Origin of the sequence: Priestia sp. P5, from assembly GCF_029522155.1 — a bacterium.
GTDB classification, from domain to species: Bacteria; Bacillota; Bacilli; order Bacillales; family Bacillaceae_H; genus Priestia; species Priestia megaterium_E.
Genome location: NZ_JAKWFJ010000002.1, coordinates 121,334 through 141,443, shown reverse-complemented (window position 1 = coordinate 141,443; position 20,110 = coordinate 121,334). Strand labels below are relative to the sequence as shown.

General features: G+C 38.1%; 24 protein-coding genes and 1 tRNA gene. 13 read left to right on the top strand and 12 right to left on the bottom strand.

Annotated features, from left to right (window positions below):
- Window positions 1-60: 60 nt before the first annotated feature.
- Window positions 61-132 (bottom strand) — tRNA-Val (locus MMB69_RS17635).
- Window positions 133-402: 270 nt separating this feature from the next.
- On the opposite strand from MMB69_RS17635, the gene MMB69_RS17630 reads away from it, so the two are divergent.
- A complete protein-coding gene (locus MMB69_RS17630) occupies window positions 403-1,158 on the top strand; it encodes an arylamine N-acetyltransferase family protein (protein WP_221785496.1) in 756 nt (251 codons plus the stop codon).
- A gap of 27 nt (window positions 1,159-1,185) precedes the next feature.
- Here the strand turns inward: MMB69_RS17630 and MMB69_RS17625 are convergent, their stop codons facing one another.
- Window positions 1,186-1,635, bottom strand: coding sequence for an Lrp/AsnC family transcriptional regulator (locus MMB69_RS17625; protein WP_013055467.1), 450 nt, complete (start codon window positions 1,633-1,635; stop codon window positions 1,186-1,188).
- A gap of 172 nt (window positions 1,636-1,807) precedes the next feature.
- On the opposite strand from MMB69_RS17625, the gene MMB69_RS17620 reads away from it, so the two are divergent.
- On the top strand, window positions 1,808-2,428 hold the full coding sequence (locus tag MMB69_RS17620) for a YitT family protein (RefSeq protein WP_221812982.1): 621 nt from the start codon (window positions 1,808-1,810) through the stop codon (window positions 2,426-2,428).
- Window positions 2,429-2,466: 38 nt separating this feature from the next.
- Here MMB69_RS17620 and MMB69_RS17615 read toward each other — a convergent pair whose 3' ends face one another.
- The 5 genes from MMB69_RS17615 to gnd form a co-directional block, all read right to left on the bottom strand.
- Window positions 2,467-3,078 carry a DUF1349 domain-containing protein gene (locus MMB69_RS17615; RefSeq protein ID WP_221812983.1) on the bottom strand — a complete coding sequence of 204 codons (612 nt, stop codon included), beginning with the start codon at window positions 3,076-3,078 and terminating at the stop codon, window positions 2,467-2,469.
- Window positions 3,079-3,232: 154 nt separating this feature from the next.
- Window positions 3,233-4,561 carry a GntT/GntP/DsdX family permease gene (locus MMB69_RS17610; RefSeq protein ID WP_116076673.1) on the bottom strand — a complete coding sequence of 443 codons (1,329 nt, stop codon included), beginning with the start codon at window positions 4,559-4,561 and terminating at the stop codon, window positions 3,233-3,235.
- A gap of 268 nt (window positions 4,562-4,829) precedes the next feature.
- Entirely contained in the window at window positions 4,830-6,356 is a 1,527-nt protein-coding gene (locus MMB69_RS17605; protein ID WP_057239434.1) for an NCS1 family nucleobase:cation symporter-1, read from the bottom strand.
- Between the two features lie 278 nt (window positions 6,357-6,634).
- Window positions 6,635-8,176 carry a gluconokinase gene (gntK, locus tag MMB69_RS17600; protein WP_277448109.1) on the bottom strand — a complete coding sequence of 514 codons (1,542 nt, stop codon included), beginning with the start codon at window positions 8,174-8,176 and terminating at the stop codon, window positions 6,635-6,637.
- A gap of 25 nt (window positions 8,177-8,201) precedes the next feature.
- Window positions 8,202-9,101: a phosphogluconate dehydrogenase (NAD(+)-dependent, decarboxylating) gene (gene gnd / locus MMB69_RS17595; RefSeq protein ID WP_277448108.1), complete on the bottom strand. Its 900-nt coding sequence runs from the start codon at window positions 9,099-9,101 to the stop codon at window positions 8,202-8,204.
- 150 nt (window positions 9,102-9,251) lie between these two features.
- Between gnd and MMB69_RS17590 the strand changes: the two genes are divergently transcribed.
- Together MMB69_RS17590 and MMB69_RS17585 are read left to right on the top strand one after the other, a co-directional pair.
- Window positions 9,252-10,097: a MurR/RpiR family transcriptional regulator gene (locus tag MMB69_RS17590; protein ID WP_013055460.1), complete on the top strand. Its 846-nt coding sequence runs from the start codon at window positions 9,252-9,254 to the stop codon at window positions 10,095-10,097.
- Between the two features lie 169 nt (window positions 10,098-10,266).
- Window positions 10,267-10,746: a GNAT family N-acetyltransferase gene (locus MMB69_RS17585; RefSeq protein ID WP_025749861.1), complete on the top strand. Its 480-nt coding sequence runs from the start codon at window positions 10,267-10,269 to the stop codon at window positions 10,744-10,746.
- 125 nt (window positions 10,747-10,871) lie between these two features.
- Here the strand turns inward: MMB69_RS17585 and MMB69_RS17580 are convergent, their stop codons facing one another.
- Entirely contained in the window at window positions 10,872-11,408 is a 537-nt protein-coding gene (locus tag MMB69_RS17580; protein WP_013055458.1) for a phosphatidylglycerophosphatase A family protein, read from the bottom strand.
- Window positions 11,409-11,581: 173 nt separating this feature from the next.
- Here MMB69_RS17580 and MMB69_RS17575 point away from each other — a divergent pair, with 173 nt between their 5' ends.
- The 6 genes from MMB69_RS17575 to MMB69_RS17550 all read left to right on the top strand — a co-directional run bounded on the left by MMB69_RS17575 (window position 11,582) and on the right by MMB69_RS17550 (window position 14,962).
- Window positions 11,582-11,968, top strand: coding sequence for a hypothetical protein (locus MMB69_RS17575; RefSeq protein ID WP_144631704.1), 387 nt, complete (start codon window positions 11,582-11,584; stop codon window positions 11,966-11,968).
- A 129-nt stretch (window positions 11,969-12,097) separates the two neighbouring features.
- On the top strand, window positions 12,098-12,310 hold the full coding sequence (locus MMB69_RS17570; RefSeq protein WP_269870457.1) for a hypothetical protein: 213 nt from the start codon (window positions 12,098-12,100) through the stop codon (window positions 12,308-12,310).
- A 124-nt stretch (window positions 12,311-12,434) separates the two neighbouring features.
- Window positions 12,435-13,160, top strand: coding sequence for an alpha/beta hydrolase (locus MMB69_RS17565; RefSeq protein ID WP_028412337.1), 726 nt, complete (start codon window positions 12,435-12,437; stop codon window positions 13,158-13,160).
- An 82-nt stretch (window positions 13,161-13,242) separates the two neighbouring features.
- On the top strand, window positions 13,243-13,755 hold the full coding sequence (locus tag MMB69_RS17560; protein ID WP_013055455.1) for a YjcG family protein: 513 nt from the start codon (window positions 13,243-13,245) through the stop codon (window positions 13,753-13,755).
- A gap of 5 nt (window positions 13,756-13,760) precedes the next feature.
- Window positions 13,761-14,195 (top strand): GNAT family N-acetyltransferase, encoded by a 435-nt coding sequence (locus MMB69_RS17555; RefSeq protein WP_013055454.1) that lies wholly within the window; start codon window positions 13,761-13,763, stop codon window positions 14,193-14,195.
- Window positions 14,196-14,284: 89 nt separating this feature from the next.
- Window positions 14,285-14,962: a DUF421 domain-containing protein gene (locus tag MMB69_RS17550; protein ID WP_221785504.1), complete on the top strand. Its 678-nt coding sequence runs from the start codon at window positions 14,285-14,287 to the stop codon at window positions 14,960-14,962.
- Between the two features lie 77 nt (window positions 14,963-15,039).
- Here the strand turns inward: MMB69_RS17550 and MMB69_RS17545 are convergent, their stop codons facing one another.
- On the bottom strand, window positions 15,040-15,291 hold the full coding sequence (locus MMB69_RS17545) for a hypothetical protein (RefSeq protein ID WP_221785505.1): 252 nt from the start codon (window positions 15,289-15,291) through the stop codon (window positions 15,040-15,042).
- A gap of 377 nt (window positions 15,292-15,668) precedes the next feature.
- On the opposite strand from MMB69_RS17545, the gene MMB69_RS17540 reads away from it, so the two are divergent.
- From MMB69_RS17540 to MMB69_RS17530, 3 genes are all read left to right on the top strand, one after another.
- Complete coding sequence (locus tag MMB69_RS17540; RefSeq protein ID WP_277448104.1) at window positions 15,669-17,987, top strand: ATP-dependent helicase; 2,319 nt, start codon at window positions 15,669-15,671, stop codon at window positions 17,985-17,987.
- A gap of 150 nt (window positions 17,988-18,137) precedes the next feature.
- Window positions 18,138-18,311, top strand: a complete 174-nt coding sequence (locus tag MMB69_RS17535; protein ID WP_260506937.1) for a hypothetical protein — start codon at window positions 18,138-18,140, stop codon at window positions 18,309-18,311.
- 175 nt (window positions 18,312-18,486) lie between these two features.
- The gene (locus MMB69_RS17530) at window positions 18,487-19,275 is read left to right on the top strand and encodes a M48 family metallopeptidase (protein ID WP_260506938.1); all 789 of its coding nucleotides are present in this window, start codon (window positions 18,487-18,489) and stop codon (window positions 19,273-19,275) included.
- A gap of 47 nt (window positions 19,276-19,322) precedes the next feature.
- On the opposite strand, the gene spoVIF is transcribed toward MMB69_RS17530, so the two are convergent.
- The 3 genes from spoVIF to MMB69_RS17515 all read right to left on the bottom strand — a co-directional run bounded on the left by spoVIF (window position 19,323) and on the right by MMB69_RS17515 (window position 20,103).
- On the bottom strand, window positions 19,323-19,580 hold the full coding sequence (spoVIF, locus tag MMB69_RS17525) for a sporulation-specific transcription regulator SpoVIF (protein ID WP_013055449.1): 258 nt from the start codon (window positions 19,578-19,580) through the stop codon (window positions 19,323-19,325).
- A gap of 133 nt (window positions 19,581-19,713) precedes the next feature.
- Window positions 19,714-19,836 (bottom strand): YjcZ family sporulation protein, encoded by a 123-nt coding sequence (locus MMB69_RS17520; RefSeq protein WP_013055448.1) that lies wholly within the window; start codon window positions 19,834-19,836, stop codon window positions 19,714-19,716.
- An 87-nt stretch (window positions 19,837-19,923) separates the two neighbouring features.
- Window positions 19,924-20,103 carry a hypothetical protein gene (locus MMB69_RS17515; RefSeq protein WP_221785507.1) on the bottom strand — a complete coding sequence of 60 codons (180 nt, stop codon included), beginning with the start codon at window positions 20,101-20,103 and terminating at the stop codon, window positions 19,924-19,926.
- Between the last annotated feature and the right edge of the window lie 7 nt (window positions 20,104-20,110).

The following is a 20,110-nucleotide window of genomic DNA, read 5'->3' as shown; positions in this document are numbered from 1 at the left end:
TTGATTTGTCAAACAAAAGAGAAAAACCGCTCTCTTATTAATAAGAAAACGGCTTTGGTATGAGCGATGAGGGATTCGAACCCCCGACCCCATCCCTGTCAAGGATGTATTCTCCCACTGAACTAATCGCTCGTGATATGTATTGACTATATTATAGAAAGAGTTATCCAATTTTGTCAACTATTTTTCCATAGTTCCGAAGTTGGAAGGACCGCCGTTACTTTTGATAAAATAAAAACATGCCATAAAGGAGCGTGACGGGATGAAAGTACCAACTTTAAAAATTGGCAGCCGTGTACTTCAAGGATTCGCTTCCAAAAAGACAATTGAAAAAACGCTGTTACATGAACATTCTTCTAGGCCTGAAGACAGAGAGAAATGATTTACTAAGAGGTGTATTTGATGAATATTAATTACTATTTTAGCCGGTTTTTAGCTAAGAGACCAGATAGTCCAACCTATGAAAGCTTAGCCGCTTTACAGAACAAGCATATGCTTCATATTCCGTTTGAGAACTTAGACGTTTTGTCTCAAACCCCTATTATCATTGATTTAGAACGAATTTTTCAAAAAGTAATTGTAAATTTGCGTGGAGGGTTTTGCTACGAATTAAACGGTCTATTTGGCTGGCTGTTAAAAGAAAGCGGATATGAAGTCTCTTACGTTTCAGCTACCGTCAAAAAACCCGACGGCACGTGGACCATTGAAGGAAGTCACGCTACAAACCTTGTAACGATTGAGAATCAGTCTTACATCGTAGACGTTGGATTTGGAGATTCTGTGCGCAAACCAATGCCTTTAAATGGCGAAGTAGTAAGAGATGTAAGCGGCTCTTATCGTATGACAAACGTTGCTGAGCATATGTATGAGTTGCAGCGATGGGAAGATAATGTATGGAAAACACTCTACCGTGTGTCTACGCTTCCTAAGAAACTGACTGACTTTACTCCTATGTGTGAGTTCAATCAAACGTCAGCTGATTCTCCGTTTGTACACAAACGTCTTGTTACGATCGCAACACTTACAGGGCGCATTACCCTCTCCGGTGAAACGCTGACTGTAACAGATGGTGAAAAAAAGACGAAAAGGAACGTTTCAGAAGAAGAAATACCTGATATTTTACAAAATCATTTTTATATTATTAAAGGATTTTATTAATATGTCTTTATACGAAAAACCGGCCTCTTATGGGGCCGGTTTTTGTACAGGAGTAATCATCCTGTTTTCTACAGGCGACTTTAAAATAATTGAAGTATTTACATTTCCATAAGGAATCAGTTCATCCACCAGCATTCGAAGTCCATCCATTCCGGACACGGCTGCTTTGATAAAGTAAGAAACCGGCCCCGTTACGCGATGACATTCAAGCACGTCTTCATTTTGCTCAATAAAGTCTTCAAACTCCTCTGGTTTTCTTTTTAATTCGCTTACTTGAATAAATAGCTGTGTATCTCTTCCTAAAGCTTTCGGAGACACCGTAGCGCTGAAACGCTGGATCACTCCTCGTTCCTGAAGACGCTGCAGTCTTTCTGATACGCTTGGACGGCTAAGAGCCAGCTTTTTTGATAAATCACTAATCGTCATACGTCCGTCCCTTTGCAAAATAGACAATAGTTGTGCATCAATTTGATCCATCCAAACCTTTCCTTTCAAAATGAATATAATAAATAAAATCTTTATTCAAGTTGATAACAGAACAAGTATTATTTCCTTCATTTATACATGTGTTTTCTTTATTTAATATCCTATCATTAAAGTAGATAATTGAAAATGAAAATTCCGAAAAAACAAACAGAGGGGTTTATTTATGCGAAAAGTTTTATGGATTATTCTTGGTTGTACGATTGCAAGTATTGGTGTTCTTATCTTGCGGCACTCTCACGTAGTGACGGGGGGAACAGCTGGTCTGTCTCTCAGCTTGTCGTATGCCCTTCCCTTGTCGTTTGCGGTGATCTTTTTTCTCATTAATATTCCTTTTTATCTCTTTTCCTTCTTTCAAATGGGATGGAAATTTACCGCTACAACTATAGGATCAGTGTCTTTGCTATCGCTTCTCACTTCACTCGATCACTTGCTTCCTTCTTTTACACTTCCTAGCCTGATGGGTGCTGTTACCGGCGGACTAATTGCCGGCCTTGGCTTATCCATTTTATTTATGAACGGAGCTTCTCTCGGCGGTGCTAATATTCTAGCGTTATTCGCACAGCGAAAATTCGGCTGGGATCCTGGAAAAGTGAATTTTTCATTTGATTTTCTTGTCGTGCTGTCGAGCATGTATTCAATTGGACTTTCAAAAGGAATTTTCTCTGTTATATCCATTGCGATTACAGGTTTTGTCATCAGCTACTTCAAGCAAAAAATTGCTTTACGCAATCAACCGACATCCGCTTCTGCCACACAGCCTTTAGATAATGCGCTTTCTAAATAAAAACCACGATTTAGCTGTGGCTAAATCGTGGTTTTTATTTACATTTTTTCTACTTTTATAAAATCAAATTGGGCTTCATACCCTTCTCCTTGAGGACTACAAGCATAAATACCCACTTGAACAGATTCTTTGGTTGAGTTCATTAAGTGAGCGAGTCGGAGCTGAGTCCAAGAATCTCCATCACTTGAATAACAAACGGTGTAATCATCGTTTTTGCGCTGAATTTTAAAATAAAGCGCTGATTTGTTTTGGGTAAAATTTTGACTGGACCAATCTGAGAAGCCCTGGTTGGTTACGACTGCTCCTAATTGGTTAGGACCATCGGGATTGTATTCAACTGACGTTTTGATCCACGTATCTTTTGATACACGAATCATGAGACCTGCTTGATCGTAGCGATTAACTGGATATGTATGCACCTTTGTCATGATTTCAAAGTCGCCTTCTACTTCACGGTAAAGAAAGTGTCCATTGTCCGCTTCAAAGCCATAATGAGTACGCTGCCAAAAATCTGTTTTAGCGTCCGTTTTAATCACTAATCGATTCGTTTCTGTATCAATTTGAAATTGAGCTGGTGGACAATACCAAGAAACGTCTGAATCTAATTTTCCTTCTGAAAAGTTTGTGAAAAATACTAGTTGATTACTCACTCTCTGTCATTCCCTTCTTAGAAGCTATTATTCTTCTATTTCTATTTTGCCATAATTTAACGAATAAAGAAAATATTTTGATTATTTTTCTTGTAAATTCTTTTCTTTCATAAAAAAATAAGACTCTTTTACATAGAGTAAAAGAGTCTTATTTTTAAATTAATGCATTTAGGATAAGTGCTCCTGCAAAAGCAATAAAGGATAGAAGCGTTTCCAGAACGGTCCATGTTTTGAACGTTTCTTTCACTGTTAATCCTAAATACTCCTTCACCATCCAGAAGCCAGCATCATTAACGTGAGAGAACATTAGTGAACCTGCACCCGTAACGATAACAAGCAGTTCTAAGTTAACACCGGACATGTGCTCAATGATTGGTGAGACAATACCAGCCGCTGTTGTTAATGCAACTGTTGCTGAACCTGTAGCAATACGGATTAATCCAGCAATTAAAAATGCAAGTACAAGTGGCGATAGAGATAGATGTTCAGACATTTGACCAATCGTTGTACCTACTCCGCTATCGATTAATACTTGTTTGAAACCACCGCCTGCGCCAATAATTAAGACAATGGATCCTACAGGAAGCAAACATTCTTCCGTTAGTTTTTTAATCACATCTTTTGTCATACCTTGACGTTTTCCAAGCAGGTAAAACGCTGCAAAACAAGCAATTAAAAGTGCAATTAATGGACTTCCTATTAATTCTACAAACTTCACTACGCCGCTTGGCAATCCGTTAATAACAGGTGCTATAGCTGCTAAGACCATTAATAGAACGGGCAGTAAAATGACAAAAAATGAAACGCCTGTACCAGGAAGATCTTTTGATGTTGTCGTAATACGAATTAGATCAGGTTCTCCTTCTGGAATCACTCGTTTGTGAACCCATTTTGCAAAAACTGGTCCAGCAATGACTGCAGCTGGAATTGAAATGATTAATGCGTATAAAAGCACTTTCCCCGTATTTGCTCCGTAAATACTAATAGCTGCCATCGCTCCTGGATGGGGAGGAACGAGACCGTGAACAATTGATAATCCCGCAATAACCGGCAGAGCAATCAATAATATATTTTGTTTTGTCGTTTTATGAATGGAAATAACTAAAGGCAGTAGAATTAAAATTCCTACTTCGAAGAAAACAGGAATACCAATAATGAAACCTGCTACTAGCATCGCCCATGGCAGTCTTTTCACACCGAATATTCTTACGAAATAATCCGCTACCTGCATGCCGGCACCTGAATCGGCCATCAACTTACCTAAAATTGTTCCCAGCGCTAAAATTCCTACTAAGTGGCCTAAAACACCGCCCACTCCCGTTTCGTAAGCGGCAACAATTTTATCCATCGATAATCCAGAAGCAATCGCTAAAAACAAACTTGCAACCGTTAAACTAATAAACGCATGCCATTTAAAAACTGAAACACCTACAATAACAATAACAATTGCGGCAACTGTAATAGCTAATAAGTATGCATCCATCTTGCTTTCCACCTTCCCCTTAAGTAAACGCTTTCTCTATGTAGCAAAAAAGCTCTACACCCTGTAAATTTAAAAAAATAAGTTCAAATCATCGAAATCGTTTACATTAATTATTTTAGAAAACGATTTCATTTTTTTATTACTTAAATTATATGAAAAAAAAATTCTTAAATCAATAAAAAAACTCAAAAAAATTTTATCAATTTTCTTCCATAGAGTTTCAACACATAAAAAAATCCAATCATGTTAATGATTGGATTTATCTTATTTATTTGGTGATGGTTGGATCAGCCGTTTGACTGTCGATAATTGGTTTTTCGCTTGTTTTTAACGTTATTTCTTCATATTCCCCCGGCGCTAATACACTTTTATCTCCTCTCATGAGATACGTATAGGCGATGATAGAAATAAATAGACCAAATGTCCAGGCATTATCCCATAAAAAGCGCAGTCCAGGAATCAGTAAGCCTAAAACAGGTATGGCCACGCCAATTACTAATGCATAAATACCGTTTTTATTAAAACCAGTTGAATAACTATAGCGACCGTTTACCTCGTATAAATCCTTTAATGCCATCTGTCTCCTTCTTACAAGCCAGTAGTCAGCAATAGCGATGCCGTCTATAGGGCCAAGCAGCGCTCCGTATGTTCCAAGCCAGCCGAAAATATAGTTCCCGAAATTAGACATGATGTACCATGGCTGAAGTAAAATAGCAAAAATACCGGTCACTAGCGCCCCCATCGCAAACGTGATTTTCTTTGGATTCAGATTCTCAATTGCACGGGCTGGCGCAACAATATTTGCTCCCACATTAATCGTTAAAGAAGAAAGCACGATAACGATTGTTCCTAAGAAAATGATAAACGGAGGGAATTTAGCTACTAACGCCACTGGATCCCAAATAGCTTCTCCAAATATAACGATTGTTGCTGAAGTAACGGCAATTCCAATAAATGAAAAAATACTCATCGTCAATGGCAAGGAAAAGGTTTGCGCAACCATTTGAGATTTCTGACTTCTAGCATATCGACAAAAATCCGGAATGTTCAAAGCGAGCGTCGCCCAAAAGGCAATAACTCCTGTTAAAGCTGGGAAAAATACGGCTAGAAATTCTCTGGTTGATGTAAATTTAGAAGGCGTAGATAAAATGGGGCCCCACCCTCCCGAGTTTGTATAAGCCCATATGAAAAGAATAATAGCTGAAATACCAATAACAGGAGCCGCAATCGCTCCTAATACTTTAATCGCTTGCGGTCCTTTATATGCCACTCCTACATTTAAAAGCCAAAAAAGAGCAAATACAATGGCTGTATGACCAGCTAACCCATTCCAAGACGAAAACGAAGCGCTTAGCAGTGTATCAATTGCTTCCGTTCCAATCCATGTATTAATTCCAAACCACCCAGCAGCCACAATGGCCCTAGCCAGTGCTGGGATATGTGCTCCTTTATCTCCAAACCACAGGCGGGCAAATACTGGATAAGGAATGCCAAACTTGGTTCCAGCGTGAGAATTAAGCAAAATAGGAATAAGAACAATAACATTTCCTAAAAAGATTGTACCAATTGCTTGCCACCAGTTCATTCCAAGCGTCATCATTCCGCTCGCCATTGTGTAAGCTGGAATACACAGACACATCCCAATCCAAAGCGTGGCAAAGTTAACTCCTTTCCAAGAATGCTCTTTCATCGTAGTCGGACGTAAATCCTCATTCCAAAGGTCACTGCCGCTCAGCTGATTGTGCGTCTCATCTGTGAGCGTCACAATTCCATCTTGCTCAATTTGTGTTTTCATTCATAAAACCCCTTTTCATAAAATAAGTTCATTCCAAAAAACAAATTTTATTTGAATTTTCTGAAATATAAAGGCGTTTGTGACGATTCCTTCTAGTATGTGATAAATACTAACGTTATCCCTTATTATATTTAATGCGAAACGGGGATACACTGGACAAATTGTAACATTATTTGAAGGAACTTTTATATATTGTGTAGTGTCAACTCTTTTGATTGTTAGATAACCTAACACACAAAAAATCATCGCTTGAAAACTTCAAGCGATGATTTTTGAACTTAATGTACGTATTTTTTTTGAAAAGCCGTAATGCTTTCGTATTCTTCTTTAAATAAGCGAGCCAAACGAATATAGATAGCCGTTAACTCTTTATATACTTCACTGTTTTCTTTGATTGGATAATGATGATTAGTCGCTCCAACCATATCAGAAACAACGTTTAATGAGTCAACTTCGCCAAGGCTATATAAGCCAAGGATAACTGCTCCTAGACATGAACTTTCAAAACTTTCCGGCACGGATACTTCTTGGTTAAAGATATCTGCCATCATTTGACGCCAAAGTGCGGAACGTGCAAATCCGCCTGTTGCCTGAATCTTTGTAGGCTCTCCAATTAACTCTTCAAGTGCCAATAATACCGTATACAAGTTAAAAATAACGCCTTCTAATACGGCACGAATCATGTGTTCTTTTTTATGATGCAAACCTAGGCCGAAAAATGAACCTTTCGCATTTGCATCCCAAAGCGGCGCACGCTCTCCTGAAAGGTATGGGTGAAACAATAAGCCGTCTGCTCCCGGTTTCACTAAAGCCGCAATATCCGTTAATACTTCATACGGATCTTTTCCAAGGCGTTTAGCTGTTTCTACTTCGGACGCTCCAAACTGATCGCGAGCCCATCTAAAAATCATGCCTCCGTTATTTACAGGGCCGCCAATTACCCAGTGGTCTTCTGTCAACGCATAACAGAAAATACGACCTTTGGGATCAACTACTGGCTTGTCAGTCACTGCTCGAATCGCTCCGCTTGTCCCGATCGTCACAGCAACAACGCCTGGTTCAATCGCATTTACACCTAAGTTTGATAATACGCCATCACTTGCACCTACAATAAAGGGCGTATCCGGCAGTAAGTGCATCTCAAGTGCAAGCTCTGGGTTTAGCCCTTTCACTTGATGCATAGTTGAAACAGGAGTGGATAGCTGATCGGTTGTAACACCTGCTACTTTAAGTGCTTCTTCATCCCACGCAAGATTTTTCAGATTAAACAAACCCGTTGCTGATGCAATCGAATAGTCGATAACATATTCGTTAAACAACTTAAAGAATACATACTCTTTAATCGAAATGAACTTATGTGTTCCCTTCACTAATTCAGGCTGTTCATTAGAAAGCCATGTTAGTTTGGAAAGAGGCGACATCGGATGAATAGGCGTACCCGTACGCAAATAAATCTCATGACCATTGTATTCATTTTTAATTTTTTCCGTCCATTCTGCACTTCTATTATCCGCCCACGTGATACATTTTGTCAGCGGTTTTCCCTGCTGATCAACGGCAATAACACTGTGCATAGCTGAGCTGAATGAAACGCATAAAATATCCTCAGGTTTTACATCGCTCGTTTTTACAACCGTTTGAATGGTACGTACAACTGCTTGAAAAATTTCTTCAGGATCTTGCTCAGCCATCGCGGGCGTCGGCGAGTATAATGGATACTCAATCCCATGATTCGCAATGACTGTACCGTCTACTGAAAACAATACAGACTTTGTACTCGTTGTTCCGATATCTACACCTATTGCATATTTTTTGCTCATGCTGCTGTCCCCCTACTTTACTACTTTACTTATTTACAACACCGTGGCCGCCGAATTCATTTCGAAGTGCTGCTACAACTTTTCCTGTAAATGTATCTTCCTCTAATGAACGATAGCGCATCATTAACGATAAAGCAATAACAGGAGTTGCTGTTTGAAGATCAAGAGCAGTCTCTACGGTCCATTTCCCTTCGCCAGAAGACTGCATGATCCCTTTAATACTGTCTAGTTTAGGATCTTTTGAAAACGCATTTTCTGTTAGTTCCATCAACCAAGAACGAACAACAGATCCGTTATTCCAAACGCGCGCTACGGCTTCATAGTCGAAATCAAACTGACTTTTTTCCAGAACTTCAAATCCTTCAGCAATGGATTGCATCATTCCATATTCTACACCATTGTGAACCATTTTTAAAAAGTGACCGCTTCCACTTTTACCTGCGTACATAAATCCATTTTCTACGCAAATATCATTAAAAACCGGTTCAATTGTACGGAATACTTCCGCATCTCCACCGATCATTGTACACGCTCCGTTTCTTGCGCCTTCCATTCCGCCGCTTGTCCCTACATCAAAGAAGTAAATACCTTTTTCCTGAAGATCCTGAGCACGTCGAATGGATTCTTTATAATTAGAGTTTCCTCCATCTATTATAATATCTCCTTCTGACAGAAGTTCTTTTAGTTCTGTAATAACATTTTCCGTTACTTCTCCAGCCGGAACCATAATCCATACAACTTTAGGTGAAGGAGGAAGTTCATTGACTAACGCTTCAACAGTAAAGGCGCCAGTTGCTCCTTCATTTGAAAGTTTTTCTACCGCTTCTTTATTTACATCATAAGCTACTACTTCATGATGGTTGTCCATTAAATTTAATGATAAATTATATCCCATTTTTCCTAAACCGATTAATCCAATTTTCATTTTACAAACTCCCTTTGAAAAAAAATTTCACATTACCTCCATTATACGAATTATTTTTCATTTTGCAATCGTTTACAAGAAAATTTTTTTCACTCATATTTTTGTGCTATACTCTTTTTACTACTAAATTCGTGGAAAGGAACATCAGTTATGACGCAAAATTGCTTAGGAAAAATTCGTTCTCACTATGCTAGATTCAGTGAAAAAGAGAAAAAAATAGCAAATTATATTTTAGAACAGCCGGAACAAATTATTCACAGTACCATTAACGAAGTGGCAGACGATTTAAATGTAGCTGATGCAACAGTCTTTCGCTTTTGTAAACGAATTGGCTTCAAGGGCTATCAAGCGATGAAAATAGCGCTGGCTGCTGAAATTATGACGCCTATTCAGCAGATTCACGAGGAAATTGCTGAAACGGATAATGAAAAAACGATTGCTGAAAAAATCTTTCGCTCCAATGTGCGAACGCTTGAAAATACATTACAAATACTAGAAAGCAACGCTATTGAAAAAGCTGTCAAACTTCTTATGAAGGCGGATAAAGTTCAGTTTTATGGCACGGGTGGTTCTTCCGTAGTGGCTATGGATGCTTTTCATAAATTTGTTCGAACAGGAATTAAAACGTTTGCATTTATTGATTCCCACTTCCAGCTTATGTCCGCTTCTCAATTAACAAAACAGGATGTAGCGGTAGTGATTTCTCATTCTGGAACAAATAAAGACACGATGAACATTTTAAATACAGCAAAAGCGAACGGTGCCAAAACGATCGGTATTACGGGTTTTCCAAAATCTCCATTAAGCCAAAATGTCGACGTTTCTCTTTATACGAGTTCAGAAGAAACAGAATATCGATCTGAAGCTCTTGCCTCGAGAATTGGACAGCTAAGCCTCATTGATGCTTTGTACGTTAATGTAATGATTGCGAATAAAGATGCCTCTAAACACTCGCTTGAAAAAGTACGCGATGCCATTGCTGAAACTAGAATTTAACGTTTCGCTCTTATATATTCCTCAACTATAACACCAAACAGAGCATAGAATATATGCTCTGTTTAGTGCAGTTCTTCGCTTAAAATTTTCGAGTTTTAATTCTCATTTAACATTTTCTAAGTTGCTACATATGATAAAGCACAACTTTTAAAAAGTAGGTGAAGTGTGTATGGAGATTATCTATCGCACTGCAAAACTCGATGATTATACAGAAGTAAATAAAATATTAGGGGAATCACTAGAACTCCACGCAAATGCGCTTCCTTCTATGTTTGATAATCAGATGGCTGTTTTATCTCCGGAACAATATCAAGCTACTCTTTATTATGCAACCATTGATATTCTTGTAGCTCAATATCGAAATCAAATTATTGGGGCGTCTGTTGTTGAATTAAAATATAACCCTCCCACTACATTAGCTCCTCTTTCCTACACAGCGTACATCCAATATTTTGGCGTTAAGAAAGGCTTTCAAAATTATGGTGTAGGAAAAAGTCTTTTTTCTGCTACGAAACAGTGGGCTGTACAAAAAGGAGCAAATGACCTCCAGCTTACCGTATGGGCATTTAACGAGAAAGCACGTGCTTTCTATGAAAGTCTTGGGCTGAAAAACTTAAGCTACCTTATGACTACTTCACTACAGCCATAAATCGTTCCATTAACGGAGACTAGACACGCAGGTGATACGTGCCTAGTCTCCGTTATTCAAATAAAAGACTAAATCATTTCGACGTGTTAATTTACGCAGCTTATATACATACTAAAAGAAGTTCATTACGTAGCCGGATTGCCTTCTTGCAGCTGTTCTTGTTCATCACGCTGACGGTGAGCTAAACGACTTGCCGCACTAGAAGCTACGCTCGCTACTAAATCATCTAAAAAGGTATTAACTCCTTTTTCTTTTTTACAGTCCAGCTTTTCAATAATGCCTACTTTTACTTTATCTAAATAGCCAAAGGTCGTAACAGCGATACTGCCATAGGTTAAAACGGCACCTAAAGCAATCGTTTCGTCAACACCAAACAACCCTTCGTCTTGTTCTACAATGCTTTGAAGAGGTTCTGATAATTTATTTTGCTCAGCTAACTTATCAAGTTCGATTCCAACTAGAAGCGCATGCTGAATTTCTCTTTTTTGCAGTACTCTTTCTACGCTTTCAGCGCATTCCTGAATGGTTAGAGCCGGATGATAAGGAAGCTGTAAATCATACACAATTTCAGCAATATCCAAAACTGTTACGCCACGCTCTTCCAGCAAATCAAATGTTGCCTTTGCTACTTCTTTGCTCGTTGGGATTTTTTTCGCTGTCATGTCTCTCTCTCCTTTTCAAGTTGTTGTCTCTCTTTATATTAAATTCGATGAAAGGCGCTAAAAACCTTTTTTGTTTCATCCACCTGAATTCATAAACTCGTCACATATCTCTTTAGGCGCTCATTACATTTACTTGCTATAATAAAATTATCGAATCAGGAGGTTTGTCTACTGTGGAAGAAAAACAAAGTAAATTTAGCAGAGGCTTATTATTATTTTTCATTGGCGCAACAGCCCTTTTCTTTATCGTCTTAATCGTTCTGTTCCTTATGTCTACGTTTGGAAAAAGCGAAAAAGAAGCCGTAGCTCTTCTAGCGGGGAATCACTACGCTATCGTTAAGGAAGAGAATTCATATACTCTTTATGATCAAAAAGAAAACAAGCCTATTTTAGAAGATGTAAACGGCTATTTCGGTGCTCGCAATATCCGAAGTTATGTAAAAAATGACACAGAATTGGTTTCCATTGATGAAAAAGAAGAAGAATATACGAAGAAGCCGCTAAAAAAAGCCAGCCAAGCAGAAAAAGCTATGTTTAAAAAAATGAAAAAATTAGATTAACGAAAAGAGGCTTGGACAAAAGTAGTGGAGCCGAAGTGAAAAACGAATCATTAATCAAACTGTTTGATTAGTGGTTCGTTTTTTTGTTAAAGTAGACGCAGATTTTATCTCTTTCGTTCCTTCTAGCAGTTGATTGGAGGGCAAGGCGAAGACTCCTGCGGAAACAGCGGAACAGGTGAGACCCCGCAGGAGCGCAAGCGACGAGGAGGCTCACCGGCCGCCCGCGGAAAGCGGAGTCTTGCACGGAAATCAACTGCGGTCGAGCAAGCTGTCCAGATTCTATATCCAGATTGTTCGTGTTTAGATGAAAGTCATTTCGTTATGTCCCAGCTTCTTTTTTAGCAACGTATGCCTCTTTCTCGTCATTCGCTAAAAAATTCGTTACAATAAAATAAAGAACGGTTATTAGAAAATGTGTTACAATAAAGGTAACGCTTTCATTCAAATGCATAGGAGTCGATTATTCATGTCAGAAAGTAAGCGGAAGTTAGAAGAAATTTCTTTTTATAGTGACGCACTGCAAGAAGATGTCACGTTACTAGTCTATTTGCCGTCAAACTATTCTACGCTCTATAAGTATTCCTTACTTATTGCCCAAGACGGAAAAGATTATGTTATGTACGGACGTACACCTCGTTTAATCGATGATTTAATGAACGAGTCAGAAATCGATCGTACTATTTTTGTTGGAATTCCATATAAAAGCGTGGAAGACAGACGCGATAAGTATCATCCAGAAGGAAAGCAGGTAGATGCTTACATTCGCTTTTTAGCACATGAACTTGTGCCATTTTTGGATAAAACATATCCTACATATCAAATGGGAAAATCACGTGTTCTAATTGGTGATTCACTTGCTGCTACAGTTTCACTGCTGACGGCCATTGCGTACCCTCACACGTTCGGGAAAGTAATTATGCATTCTCCTTTCGTGAACGATGCTGTATTACAAACGGTCAACTCATTTGCTTCTCCTTCACTTCTTGATTTGTATCATGTTATTGGAACGGAAGAAACGGATGTCAAAACAACACAAGACGGTATATTGAACTTTATTGAGCCTAACCGCCTGTTGCACGAACAAATGAAGCAGCGTGGATATTCTGTTTTCTACGAAGAATTTAATGGAAATCATACGTGGAAATACTGGCAAAAAGACGTAAAGCGGTCGCTTCAATATATGTTGAAGTAGAAAGATATCATATTTTTTGAAAATTTGTTATAATAAGCTCGCTTTATACATATTTTATGATCTTACTTTGGAGGGATTTTTTATGAAATTTGGCGTTGTACTTTTTCCATCTAAAAAATTGCAAGATGTAGCGAATTCTTATCGAAAGCGCTATGATTCTCACTATTCATTAATTCCGCCTCATCTTACATTAAAAGAAGTCTTTGAAGCTACAGAAGACCAAATTGATGAAATTGCGGCTAACTTGCGTAAAATTGCCGAAGAAACAAATCCATTTACATTAAATGTAACGAAAGTAAGCTCATTTTCACCAGCCAATAACGTTATTTACTTAAAAGTGGAACAAAAGCCAGAACTAACGTCACTTTACAATAAACTTCATGAAGGCAATCTCGAACAGCCAACTGAGTATTCATTTATTCCGCATATTACAATTGGTCAACGCCTTTCAGATGATGAGCACTTAGATGTGTATAGCCAGTTGAAGCTTGTAGATGTCGCTCATGAAGAAACAGTGGATCGCTTTCATTTAATGTACCAGCTTGAAAATGAAACATGGACTGTGTTTGAAACATTTCGTCTTGGAAAGGGATAAGATACGTGAACATCAAAGTACTAACGAACAAACAAGATCATTCTGATGCTTACTTCGTACGTCAAAAAGTATTTGTAGAAGAACAGCAGGTTGATGTAGAGCAAGAAATCGATGAATACGATTCCGAAGCCCTGCATTTAGTTGTATACAAAGGAACTGCGCCAATTGGGGCAGGGCGCTTCCGTATGGTAGAGGACTATGGAAAAGCTGAACGAATCTGCGTTCTTTCTTCTTATCGAAAAGACGGTGTAGGAAAGCTTTTGATGGATAAGTTAGAAGAGCTCGCAGCAGAGCATGAGATTGAAAAGATTAAGCTGCATGCTCAAACGCATGCGGAAGGATTTTATAAAAAGCTAGGCTACGTAACGGTTTCAGGTGAATTTATGGATGCTGGAATTCCACATGTAGAGATGGTAAAGAAACTAAGTAAAAAACACTAGGAATTGAACCTAGTGTTTTTGCTTTTTTAAAGGATAAGAACCTTCGCTTTGCTTATACTAATACCTAATCATGTGAATTAGGTGAAAATATGGATGAACTTATCGGAATCGCATTAGAACTCTTTATCGGATTTATCTGCTTGTTTATTTTAACTAAATTTTTAGGCAGAGCGACGATCACTCAGCTTACCACTTTTGATTTTATCTCTGCTCTTGTATTAGGAGAGTTAGTAGGAAATGCACTATATGACTCAGAAGTAGGAATAGGAAAAATTTTATTTGCTGTTATCTTTTGGGGAGCGCTTATTTATGTCACCGAAGTTATTACTCAAAAAAATATTCGCCTGCGCTTGTTTTTAGAAGGACGGCCATCTATTATTATTCGAAAAGGGAAAATTTCGTACAAAGAACTTAGCAAAAATCGATTGGATATCGATCAGCTTCTTCATATGCTTCGTTCAAAAGACATATTTTCCATTCGTGAAGTTGAATATGCGATTTTAGAAACAGATGGATCACTAAGCGTATTGCCAAAATCTGATTATGCTAAGCCAACAAGAAGCGATCTACAGCTGCCTCCTTCTGAGCCTGTTTTATCTATCGCCTTCGTCAGTGATGGACGTTTGCTTTTGAAAAACTTAATTCAGTCAGGCTTTGATGAAGAATGGTTAAAGACACAATTGAAAAAACAGGGATTTACCGATTATAAACAGGTGCTTTATGCTGAATGGCAGCAGGGCAGTACTCTTTTTATTGAATCTTACTAAAATGTTTTTTACGTGTTCATTACTTTTATTAAAAAATCGTGAGCGCATTCATTCTGCTGCGTTCACGATTTTTACTATTAGACACGTGTATTAATCACTAGGCCCTTATTTGTTAGCTTGCTGTATACACGCTCTGCTGCTTGAGGTTTTTTTCGCTTTTGTACTGAACTTGGCGTCAATTCCAGTGAGTGAGAACGCGATTCAAACCCTTCGTCAAAGCTTTTTTTCTCAATAGGCCAAATACGATTTGAAAAAGAAGCATTATTTTTTTGAAGGCGATTTGCATATTGAATAGATTGATAAGGTGTGACGGGCAGGATATATCCCATATGAACCCTCCTCTTTTTCAAGATACCTTCTACTCCCAGACCTCAGTATTTTTCGCAAGAAGTATCCACATTGAAACAGCTCACTTACGCCCTCTTCTAGACTTGTTCAAAACAGATGGCACTTTGTATCTATACCGCCTTTTTTTGAACATATGTGATCTCTTACTCAATATATACCCTTTTTTACATCCTATCCCTTCAAAAATATCCGTGCTCTTTTTAAAAAAAGATGATTTTGATATGATAGACTTTGATTATAAAATAAAAACTGTGCGTATATACACATCTATATCGATGTAGAACGAGAGCGGCTTCTTGCTTTAACTCCCTCTTATTTACTATTGATTGTTCATGTTTTACAAAGGAGGCCATGTTTTTTGCAACGTGCACTTTATCAAAATCAGATACTTAATCTTGCTATAACGGCTAGAGACCGATTTCAATATTTATATGAAGCTAGTCTCAGAGGAGAAATGACGTGTGCTCACTGCGGAGAACCAGTTAAATTATATCTGGGGATTGAGCATTCTCCTTACTTTTATCATGCTCAAGTTCCCCATGAAAGAGAAGAGTGTTCAGACACACTATCAGAAACAACAGCTGTACAACAAATAAAAGAAACTCCGGCTGAATACAGAGAAACCAATGGATTTCGTATTCCTAAAGGACGAGCTATTGGGGAGAAAAATTCAACTGTAAAAGAGAAAGCGACATGGAGGTCTTCCGTACCTTTTTCAAGTGTTCCTGCTTTTCGCTCAAAACTACCTGTTCCTAAACACTCTGACTCTCCTTATTTAAATGAATTTAAAGAGAGCGGTATTGAATTAGATTCGAACCAATGGAAAGCTGTTACACATTCAGAAGGACCTCTTCTTATTCTAGCCGGTGCGGGAAGCGGAAAAACGCGTGTGTTAACAGCTCGCACCGCATATATGATACAAGAAAAACAAATTGATCCAAAATCCATTATGCTGGTGACTTTCACGGCTAAATCAGCTAAAGAAATGAAAGAACGATTGGCTACATATCCAAAGATGTCCGGCTTACATCTTCGTCAAATGCTAGTTGGAACTTTTCACAGCATTTTCTTACGTATGATTGTTCATCACAATCCTCAAGCGTGGCAAATGGATCGCCTGCTAAAATGGGATTGGCAAAAAGAACAGATTGTGAAAGAAGCAGCAAGAGAGCTCCACGTGGATGAAAAAGATTTTCCTTTTGACCAGGCACTTCAGCAAATCGGCTATTGGAAAAACACACTTGTTGGGGTGCAAGATGTTCGCCCAAAAGACAAATGGGAACAAGATGTGCACTTTTTATATCGTCGCTATGAAGAAGTCAAAAAGCAAAAACAGCTATTCGATTTTGATGATATGCTGTATGGATGTTATGAAATGCTAAAGCAAAATCCCGATTTACTAACTCGTTATCAAAAAAGGTTTCGCTATTTTTTAATTGACGAATTTCAAGATATCAATAAAGTTCAATATAAAATTATGAAAATGCTAAGTGAAGACTCTAAAAACTTGTGTGTCGTAGGAGATGATGATCAATCAATTTACGCTTTCCGCGGAAGCGACCCTTCGTTCATTTTAAACTTTGAAAAAGATTTTGCTAATACAACTGTTATTACGTTAAACCAAAATTATCGTTCAGCTCACGCCATCGTTTCTTCCGCTAATAAAGTCATTGCACGAAATACAGCGCGCCGACAAAAAGAAATGGCTGCCCAGTTTGATAATGAGTTGCGACCTACCTTCTTCTTTCCATACGACGAAGAAGAAGAAGCAACAATGATTGTAACGGATATGAAAGAAAAGATTAAGCAAGGGGCTTCTCCAACTGAATTTGCGGTTTTGTACCGAACTCACGCTTCTTCACGCGCCATCTTTGAACGTTTATCGCAGTCAAACCTGCCATTTTCAATCGAACAAGATGCGGATTCGTTTTATAAAAGACGCATGGTTCGAAGTTTACTTTCATTTCTACGCTTGAGCGTGAATCCAAATGACGCAAGTTCGCTGCAAGATTTAGTAAACGCACTCTTTTTAAAGAAAACAGCAGTCAATGACTTAAAAGCAGCAAGTATTCTTCATGATGGTACATTTATTGATGCGCTTGAATATCTTCAAGATTTAAAACCGTTTCAGCAAAAAAAGCTCAAGAAAGTAATTCCTTTATTCAAATCGCTAAAATCAATGTCTCCTTCTTTGGCACTTGAGACAATTTCTAAAGATATGGGATTCGATGATTTTGTCAAAAAACGCGGAAATGAAGGAAATACGATGGAAAAAGGTTCAGATGACGTGCGGGATTTAAAAGTTGTAGCACGTAAATTTAAAACCGTACCTGAACTCTTAGAGCATGTGGATCATATGATTGCCATGAACACAGAGATGAAAGCTTTAAGCAAGCAATTTAATGAAAGTATTCAGCTAACCACAATTCACCGAGCAAAGGGTCTTGAATATAAGCATGTATACGTACTGAGCAGCGTAGATGGCGGTTTGCCTCATGATTATGCACTCGAAGCTTATCGAGGGGGAGATGATGTGCCGCTTCAAGAAGAACGCCGTCTTTTATATGTAGCAATGACGCGTGCACAGAATTCACTTTATTTATCTGTTCCGCAAACTAGAAGAGGTAAAACCGCTTATCCTTCAAGATTCCTGAAGTCATTTATAAAAAAAGTGTAAAGGAAAAACAGGCTGAAACAAAAATATTTGAGTTGAAGGAAGAAGCTGGGACAAAAGTAGTTTCATTAAAATGAAAAACGAACTATCTATCAAAAACGGATAAATAGTTCGTTTTTTTATAATCATGGTGAACGCAGGTGCTTCTAGCTGTTGGTTGGAGGGCAAGGCGAAGACTCCTGCGGGAACAGCGGGACAGATGAGACCCTGCAGACCGCAAGCGACGAGGAGGTTTATCTGCCGCCCGCGGAAAGCGAAGCCTTGCACGAAAAGCAACAGCGGTCGAGCAAGCAGTCCAGATCATGTATCCAGATTGTTCGTCTTTAAATTGGATTCCTGTAGTTATGTTTCAACCTCTTTTTCTTACTTCATGCTAGCGTCCATAACTAATATTCTCACCATCTATTATTAACCAAATATTCCACTAAGAGGTAGATATTCATAAGTGGATGCGTTACACTACGTTATGTACTGTACTACTATATTTTAGGGGGCTCCATTATTGAACGCAAAGCTTATTCATGAAAATGAAAAGATTTTTTTCATTCTGTGTATGGTTATCAGCTTATTAACCTATTTCTTTTTAATTATTTCACTCGTTGGTATTATTTATCTTGTAATCGGTTTTTTAATTACATTTATACTCCACGGTTTCTCTATTGCTCAAATTCGCAATAATGGAGTTAGATTGACAGAGAAGCAGTTCCCGCACACTTATCATCAGGCAAAACATTTATCTTCAGAGCTGGATTTAGAGCTGCCCGATATTTATATTGTTCAATCAGGCGGCTTGTTAAACGCGTTTGCTACACGTTTTTTTGGACGTCACTTTGTCGTTTTATACTCCGACATTGTTGAAATGATTGAAGATAATCAAGAAAAAGAACTTTCTTTTATTATTGCCCACGAATTAGTTCATATCAAACGTAAGCATACATTCTACCACTCACTTATTCTACCTGCTCTTTGGGTTCCTTTTTTAGGAAAAGCTTACTCTAGGGCCTGTGAATATACGTGTGATCGCATAGCTTCCGTTGCGATTGGTGATGCAAAAGCTGCCACTCAAGCACTCACTATACTTGCGGTTGGTCATTGTCTAAATAAAAAAGTAAATCAGGAGGAATTTGTTCATACGCACTCACAGGAAAAAGGTTTTTTTATGTGGTTGACTCAAGCTACTTCAACTCATCCCCCTCTCGCTCATCGTATTAAAGAAATTAATTACTTAGCACAGCATCCGGAACTGTTTGATCTTGATTCTAACGCATTTCAAACAAATGAAATTGCATAAATAGAAAAAAGCCCTGACACGTCAGGGCTTTATATAAAAACATTAAATTATTTTTTCTCATTTAGCATTTTAGCGATGGTCGCAAAATCAATGGATTGATTATTGTTTGCAATCGCCTTAACAATTTGTTCTTCTTTTTGTTTTGAAATTGGTTTATTCGCAATTTGTGCTACTCGCTTCACAATATTACGCACCGTTTGCTCATCTTTAAAATTAGCATTTTGTACAGAATTCGCAAGTTCAAAAATATCCTTCATATTAACGCCTGTTTTCTTTTCTATATTTTTAAACATATTATTATCCATTTTGCATGACCTCCTTTATTTATACTTCATCGTATGCACCATGTGCCTAGATGGTGCCCTTTACATTTAATAAAAAAATAAAGTGCGAGTGAAACTTCACCCGCACTTTTCGGTGCCTTATTCATAGAAGGGATTAATTGTAAAAACAAACACAACCAACAATAATTAATAGAATGAATAATACAACGATTAACGCAAAACCACCGCCGTAGCCACCACCGTAACCACAACCACCGTAGCCAAATCCGCAGCCCATAATATTACACCCCCTCTGTTTTACTCTCTATACTGTATGTTCACTCAAATGATTTTGTATGGGCTTTTCAACTGTGTACATTAAATTTCATTGTCCAAACGGATCTTCAGCATCTTGCTCATCAAGTCTTTTTACATTTTGCTGCAGTTTCCTCTCTTGCTGTTCCATCTGCTTTTCTTCGTTTTCTACTTCTTTCATTCTCTTTCGATGTTCTCCCATCATATGCTGTTCAAAAAAACGTTCAAATTCATCGAAAAAATCCGGCATCTCTACA